6 protein-coding genes are annotated in these 6,791 nt (G+C 53.0%); 4 read left to right on the top strand and 2 right to left on the bottom strand.

The features are described 5' to 3' along the window. The first annotated feature begins 44 nt into the window (after positions 1–44). From pheS to ACTIKR_RS01555, 4 genes are read left to right on the top strand one after another with little or no spacing between them, the layout of a single operon-like run. Entirely contained in the window at positions 45–1,067 is a 1,023-nt protein-coding gene (gene pheS / locus ACTIKR_RS01540) for a phenylalanine--tRNA ligase subunit alpha (protein WP_193086758.1), read from the top strand. Positions 1,068–1,110: 43 nt separating this feature from the next. Next, positions 1,111–3,516: a phenylalanine--tRNA ligase subunit beta gene (pheT, locus tag ACTIKR_RS01545; RefSeq protein WP_442327000.1), complete on the top strand. Its 2,406-nt coding sequence runs from the start codon at positions 1,111–1,113 to the stop codon at positions 3,514–3,516. Between the two features lie 18 nt (positions 3,517–3,534). Next, positions 3,535–3,867: an integration host factor subunit alpha gene (locus ACTIKR_RS01550; RefSeq protein WP_193086760.1), complete on the top strand. Its 333-nt coding sequence runs from the start codon at positions 3,535–3,537 to the stop codon at positions 3,865–3,867. A gap of 40 nt (positions 3,868–3,907) precedes the next feature. Then, the gene (locus ACTIKR_RS01555) at positions 3,908–4,297 is read left to right on the top strand and encodes a MerR family transcriptional regulator (protein WP_442327001.1); all 390 of its coding nucleotides are present in this window, start codon (positions 3,908–3,910) and stop codon (positions 4,295–4,297) included. Between the two features lie 308 nt (positions 4,298–4,605). Here ACTIKR_RS01555 and ACTIKR_RS01560 read toward each other — a convergent pair whose 3' ends face one another. Both ACTIKR_RS01560 and ACTIKR_RS01565 read right to left on the bottom strand, forming a co-directional pair. Next, positions 4,606–5,763 carry an alpha-hydroxy acid oxidase gene (locus ACTIKR_RS01560; protein ID WP_442327002.1) on the bottom strand — a complete coding sequence of 386 codons (1,158 nt, stop codon included), beginning with the start codon at positions 5,761–5,763 and terminating at the stop codon, positions 4,606–4,608. Between the two features lie 107 nt (positions 5,764–5,870). Beyond that, a complete protein-coding gene (locus ACTIKR_RS01565) occupies positions 5,871–6,311 on the bottom strand; it encodes a hypothetical protein (RefSeq protein ID WP_442327003.1) in 441 nt (146 codons plus the stop codon). Positions 6,312–6,791: the final 480 nt, after the last annotated feature.

The following is a 6,791-nucleotide window of genomic DNA, read 5'->3' on the forward strand; positions in this document are numbered from 1 at the left end:
GGCTCGTTTCGGGTCCCGTTTGTTATTTCAAGAATGGTAATTTCATGACGCAATCGCTGGACGATCTGATTCTTCAGGCCAAAGACAAATTCGAGCATGCAATCGATTCGGCTTCGCTTGAAAACGAAAAGGCAAAATTTCTTGGGAAAAACGGGGTCATAACCGGTTTCATGAAAGGGCTGGCACAGCTGCCACCTGATCAGAAGAAAGCCGAAGGCGCCCGCATCAACCGGGTCAAGCAGCAAATCGAATCGTTGCTCAACGCGCGTCGCGAGCAGTTTGCGCGTGATCAATTGAACCAGCGCCTTGCCGCGGAAACCATTGACGTCACGTTGCCGGGCAGAGGCCGTTCCATGGGTGGCGTCCATCCGGTAATCCAGTCGTGGCAGCGTATCGAAGAAATTTTCCACAGCATCGGTTTCGATGTGGCCGACGGCCCTGAAATCGAAAACGACTGGACCAACTTTACCGCCTTGAATAATCCCGAGAATCATCCTGCACGCTCCATGCAGGACACTTTCTACGTGGATATGAACGATGCCGGGGGCCTGCCTTTTCTGCTACGCACCCACACCAGCCCCATGCAGGTGCGTTACGCTCGCATGCACAAGCCGCCAATCAAAGTGATTGCGCCCGGCCGTACTTATCGCGTGGACAGCGACGCGACGCATTCCCCCATGTTCCATCAGGTCGAGGGCCTGTGGATCGCAGAAGACATCTCTTTTGCCGATCTGAAAGGGGTGTATACGAATTTTCTGAAAGCTTTTTTTGAAACCGACGACCTGAGCGTACGGTTTCGCCCTTCTTTTTTCCCGTTCACCGAGCCGTCTGCCGAAATCGACATGATGTTCACCTCCGGTCCCAACCAGGGGCGCTGGCTGGAAATTTCCGGTTCAGGCCAGGTGCATCCTGAGGTTGTACGCAATTTCGGATTGGATCCCGAAAAATACATCGGATTCGCGTTCGGATCTGGCATTGAGCGTCTGACTATGTTGCGCTATGGCGTGAACGATCTGAGGCAGTTCTACGAGGGAGACCTGCGTTTCCTGCGTCAGTTCAATCGCTGATTTTCACGCTTTAACTCCCTATTTAAACCTAGAAAAAGACATCATGTTATTTCCTGAATCCTGGTTAAGATCCTTCGTTAACCCATCAATTTCCACCGACGAGCTGGCTCACATGCTGACCATGGCGGGTCTGGAGATCGAAGGGACCGCGCCCGTCGCGCCGCCATTTTCGGGGATAGTAGTGGCCCACATCACGGCTGTGCGCGCCCACCCCAATGCTGACAAACTGCGCATCTGTACCGTAGATGATGGCTCGGGCGAGCCGTTGCAGATTGTTTGTGGCGCACCGAACGCTGCCGAGGGCCTGAAGGTGCCGCTGGCACGAATTGGCGCAGTCCTTCCCGGGGACTTCAAGATCAGCAAGGCGCGCATGCGCGGTGAAGATTCGTTCGGCATGCTGTGTTCTGCGCGTGAACTGGGTCTGTCCCAGGATCATGGCGGATTGCTGGAACTGGATGTCAACGCAAAAGTCGGGCAGGATATCCGCAGCGCACTGGACCTGAACGATACCATTTTCGAAATAAAACTGACGCCCAATCGTGCCGATTGCCTGTCGATTCTGGGTGTGGCGCGTGAAGTGTGTGCGTTGACCGGAGCGCCGCTGACCGAGCCGATCTGCAAGCCGGTAGCCGTCACGCATCAGGATACACTGCCGGTCACGGTCCAGGCTCCGGATCTGTGCGGTCGCTTTGCGGGCCGGATCATTCACGACGTCAATGCCAGGGCAGCCACGCCCGACTGGATGAAAAGCCGGCTGGAACGCGCTGGCCAGCGTTCAGTCTCAGCATTGGTGGATATTTCCAATTACGTCATGCTGGAGCTGGGCCGACCCACCCATGTGTTTGATCTGGCCAAGATCAATGGCGGGCTTACCGTGCGCTGGGCAAAAGAAGGGGAAAGCCTGACGTTGCTGAACGATCAGACGGTGCAACTGGCTCCCGATGTGGGCGTAATTACCGCTGGCGAGACGATCGAAAGCCTGGCTGGCATCATGGGCGGCGGCGCCACCGCTGTATCCCTGGACACAACCGATATTTATCTGGAAGCCGCCTTTTGGTTTCCAGATGCCATTGCCGGGCGCGCGCGCCGCTACAAATTCAGTTCCGAAGCCAGCCACCGCTTTGAACGCGGTGTGGATTTCCAGAATATCGTTGAGCACATTGAATATATTTCCAGCCTGATTCTCGAAATCTGCGGTGGCCAGGCCGGCCCGGTCAGTGATCAAAGCATTGCGCTGCCGGCCCGGCCCACCGTGGCTATGCGTCTTGCCCGTTGCCGCAAGGTGCTGGGTATTCCGGTGACCGATGCGCACGTGCGCGGCGTTTTTACCAAACTTAATTTTCAATTCACAGAACAAGACGGCGTATTTTCCGTTGTCCCGCCATCATTTCGTTTTGATCTGGAAATAGAGGAAGACCTGATCGAAGAGGTTGCCCGCATTTACGGATTTGAGCATATTCCGAGCAATCCGCCTAAGACGTCGGCCACGATGCTGCCCACGAACGAAACGCGTCGCTCCCAGCACCAGTTGCGCCATCTCATGGCCGCGCTGGACTACCAGGAGGTGGTCAATTTCAGTTTCGTGCAGAAAGACTGGGAAAGCAATTACATGGGCAATACCGACCCGATCGTATTGCTCAACCCCATTGCCAGTCAGCTGGAAGTGATGCGCTCGGGTCTGATTGGCGGCCTGGTCGCCAATATTCAATATAACCAAAAACGGCAGCAGAATCGGGTTCGAGTCTTTGAGCTGGGGCGCATCTTTATTCGCGACAGTACTGTCAGCGACGGCGATCTGAGCGTGGCAGGTGTGCGCCAGCCGCTGCATCTGGCCGGCGCGGCATGGGGCCCGGCGGAACCGGAGCAGTGGGGTTTGCCCGTACGCCAGACCGATTTTTTTGATATCAAAAACGATATTGAACGCCTGTGCAGCCAACAGGCACACCACTTGCGTTTCGAGCCGGTGAACCACCCGGCTCTGCATCCCGGACGCAGTGCGAATGTCCTGCTCAACGGCCAACTGATCGGTTTTGTCGGTGAGCTGCATCCGCAATGGGTACAGGACAATGAATTGGTTCATCCACCCGTGGTATTTGAGCTGGATGTTGTCGCGCTGCAGCACATGCAGTTCGCGCATTACACGGAAGTGGCCCGGCAGCCTGCAGTATTTCGGGACTTGGCCATATGGGCGCCTGTAACGTTGAAACTGCAGGACTTGCTTGACACATTGGAGAATAATCAGCAAGATGGGCAATTCCTTGATATTATTAAGGATATTGCGTTATTTGATGTCTGGAAGGATCCTCATTCGGAGCAGCAGGAGCGCAGTCTGGCCTTGCGGTTTACGTTGCAGGATCCGGCGGCGACCTTGGAAGATACACGTGTAGACCAGTGCATGAACGCAGTGCTTGAATTGCTGGTTCAAAAGCACGGCGTTCGTAAAAGATAGAACAGGAAGGGAAAGAGCATGTTGGAAGAAAACAATACCTTAACCAAGGCAGAATTGGCCGAATTGCTGTTTGAGCGCGTCGGATTGAACAAACGGGAAGCCAAGGATATCGTGGATACCTTTTTTGAGGAAATCCGGGAGTCGCTCGCCAAGGGCGACCCGGTCAAGCTGTCGGGTTTTGGCAACTTTCAGGTGCGAGACAAACCCGCTAGGCCGGGTCGCAATCCCAAGACCGGCGAGGTCATCCCCATCTCTGCTCGCCGAGTAGTCACCTTCCACGCAAGCCAGAAGCTCAAGGGTATCGTAGAGCAGGGTGATGAGTATAATCCTGATCTTACGCTCGTCGATTAAAGTAGTTCCTTAAAAGACGGTTTGGGTTTACAATCTGCGCATGAATCAGACTGAAATACCTTCCATCACTGCGTTGCCTCCGATTCCGGCAAAGCGATATTTCACCATCGGTGAAGTATCCGAGCTGTGCTGCGTCAAGCCACATGTTCTGCGTTACTGGGAACAGGAGTTCACACAACTGAATCCGGTCAAACGCCGGGGTAACCGTCGTTACTATCAGCATCATGAAGTGCTGCTTATTCGCAAAATTCGTGATCTGCTCTATGAACAGGGGTTTACCATCAGTGGCGCGCGCAATCGCTTGAGCGACGGTCGCGATGCTAAGCACGATCAGGATGCCGCCGTTCGTCTATCTCCGCAGGATCTGCAATACATCCGCTCAGAACTGAACAGCGTAATGAAAATATTCGACCAGATGGTCGCGCCCTGATTCCTTGTCAGGCAAAAAAGGCATTGATGCAGTGCGATCGCTGCGTAGACCATGCTGCCTTGCAGGGGTGTTCTGTTTAAACCTTTTCTGCTTAAGCTTTTTTGCTTAAATTGTCCTGTTTAAGCTGTCCCGTTAAACTGCTCTGTTGCAGCAATTCAGTCTAAACAATGAATCTACCAAAAGTGCCCAGGCGACCCCAGCCGCTATATTTACAATAACTGCATGCACAAAAAAAGCCGTGATTAACGTTATGTGAATCACGGCTTTTTTTATTTGGCAACATAATTGCCAAACAGGGCGCTTGCAGATTACCGTTGCTGGGGCAACAAGATATCGGCGGTCACTTTGTTGATATCTGTCTGTCCGCAGAATCCAAGTGTGATATCCAGTTCATTGCGGATAATCTGCAGGATCTTGGTGACGCCTTCTTCTCCATAGGCCCCCAAAGCATATAGAAAGGCACGACCGATCATGGTGCCTTTGGCTCCCAGCGCAATCGCGCGAAGTACATCCTGACCAGAACGTATACCGCTGTCCAGCCAGACTTCCGGACCGTCAGTGCCGATCGCTTGCATAATCGAGGGAAGCATGGAAATGGCTGATGGGGCGCCATCGAGCTGGCGGCCGCCGTGGTTTGATACAACGATGGCGTCAGCACCGGCTTCCTTTGCCAGTCGTGCATCTTCCGGGTCCAGAATTCCCTTAAGAACCAGTTTGCCACCCCAGCGATTTTTAATCCATTCGATATCATTCCAATTCAGGCTGGGATCAAACTGCTCGGCGGTCCAGGAAGAGAGCGAGGATAAATCGTCCACCCCCTTGGCATGCCCGACAATATTGCCGAAGGTGCGGCGCTGGGTTCTGGACATTTTCCATACCCATTCTGGTTTTAACGCCAGGTTGAGCAGATTCGGAATGGTTGGTTTAGGCGGAGCGGAAAGACCGTTTTTGATATCCTTGTGGCGCTGGCCAAGCACCTGCAGATCCAGTGTAACTACCAGCGCCGAGCAGTTGGCAGCCTTGGCGCGGTCGATCAGGCGCTCATTGAAATCCCGATCGCGCATGATGTATTGCTGGAACCAGAAGGGGGCAGAGGTATGGGCGGCAATGTCTTCAATGGAGCAAATGCTCATGGTGGACAGGCAAAAGGGCACGCCAAATCTTTCTGCGGCACGGGCAGCGAGAATTTCGCCATCGGGGTGCTGCATACCGGTAGAGCCTGTAGGCGCCAGTGCCACTGGCATGGTGACATCCTGTCCCAGCATTTTGCTGCGCAAATTGCGGTTTTCAATATTGACCGCGACACGCTGACGAAACTTGATCTTCTGGAAATCTTCCTGATTGGCGCGATACGTGGTTTCAGTCCACGCACCGGAATCGGCATAGTCGTAAAACATTTTTGGAACTTTACGCCGCGCAATGCGCTGCAGATCGTCCAGGCAGGTGATTTTGGTAAGATCAGCCATTATTTTTCATTTCCAGGAAAACAAACAATAGCGTCAATTATACGGATAAGGGTGAAGAAACCACAGTCTCTTCACCCTTAAAATTAAAAAAACGAAAACCGCAGCGCTTATTCAGTTGGCCAGCGCAACACTGCCTTCTCGGCCTTGCCTTTGGCAAGCGTAAATACGTGCTTGCGGGCTTCGCCTTTGTATGTGGCAGTCAGTTCATATTTGCCATCGGGCAACTTTACGTTGAGATAAGGCCCGGTGTTTGCGGCATCAAATACTTTCTTGTTTTCCTTGTCAACAATCTGCACGGCGACGTCAGACAGGAAGGCTTGATCCTTGACTGCCGAAAACGTCATATGCAGGTTGTAGTCCTTTTCGGAACTTTTCATTTCATTCTGTTCGGCGTTGCCGATGCCGCCCGTAACGTATTGGATCGACTCGTAGCTTTGTGTCTGCACCTGCGCGAAAGCGGTGTTGGCGCATGCGATGGTCAGACCCATGGCGAGTGCTGACGTGGCCAGAAAGGCTTGAATGTGGCGAATGGAAAATTGTGTGTTCATACTGATACTCCTTATAAAGCGACCTGGACGCGCCATGTTGCAAGCGCGAATCAAACCCAAACCAGGATTGCGCGATTAGTGTAAACATAAAAATCAGCAGGGCAGGGGTTTTGATGTCAGCTGAAATATTTGCGGTTACGCGGAGGAATGCGCCAGCTGTGTACCGAGCGTCATGACATAGGGGTGGGCTTTAGCGGAACGACGAGAACCGCAACGCTGAACGGTGCGGTGTTTTCAAAGGCCGCCACATGGTGGATGTCGCAGGAATGCATCAATCGCTTACTGAATTTTTCAACAAAGCACACGTGGGTAATTGAAAAAAAATCGTCACAATGCTATGATGCACGACTTAGCTTAGATCGTATGCAAAGAGTGTTTTTATTGGCATGCCAAGCATATGTTGCTTAAGTTAAGTATCAAAATTGTCGGGGCGTAGCGCAGCCTGGTAGCGCACTTGCATGGGGTGCAAGGGGTCGAAGG

The sequence above is a fragment of the Advenella sp. genome, assembly GCF_052108595.1.
Lineage (GTDB): Bacteria > Pseudomonadota > Gammaproteobacteria > Burkholderiales > Burkholderiaceae_B > Advenella.

Excerpts from the sequence above, each read along its gene's own strand:
- pheT (WP_442327000.1), top strand. The coding sequence starts at position 1,111 with ATGTTATTTCCTGAATCCTGGTTAAGATCCTTCGTTAACCCATCAATT.
- ACTIKR_RS01550 (WP_193086760.1), top strand. The coding sequence starts at position 3,535 with ATGTTGGAAGAAAACAATACCTTAACCAAGGCAGAATTGGCCGAATTG.
- ACTIKR_RS01555 (WP_442327001.1), top strand. The coding sequence starts at position 3,908 with ATGAATCAGACTGAAATACCTTCCATCACTGCGTTGCCTCCGATTCCG.
- ACTIKR_RS01565 (WP_442327003.1), bottom strand. The coding sequence starts at position 6,311 with ATGAACACACAATTTTCCATTCGCCACATTCAAGCCTTTCTGGCCACG.
- pheS (WP_193086758.1), top strand. The coding sequence starts at position 45 with ATGACGCAATCGCTGGACGATCTGATTCTTCAGGCCAAAGACAAATTC.
- ACTIKR_RS01560 (WP_442327002.1), bottom strand. The coding sequence starts at position 5,763 with ATGGCTGATCTTACCAAAATCACCTGCCTGGACGATCTGCAGCGCATT.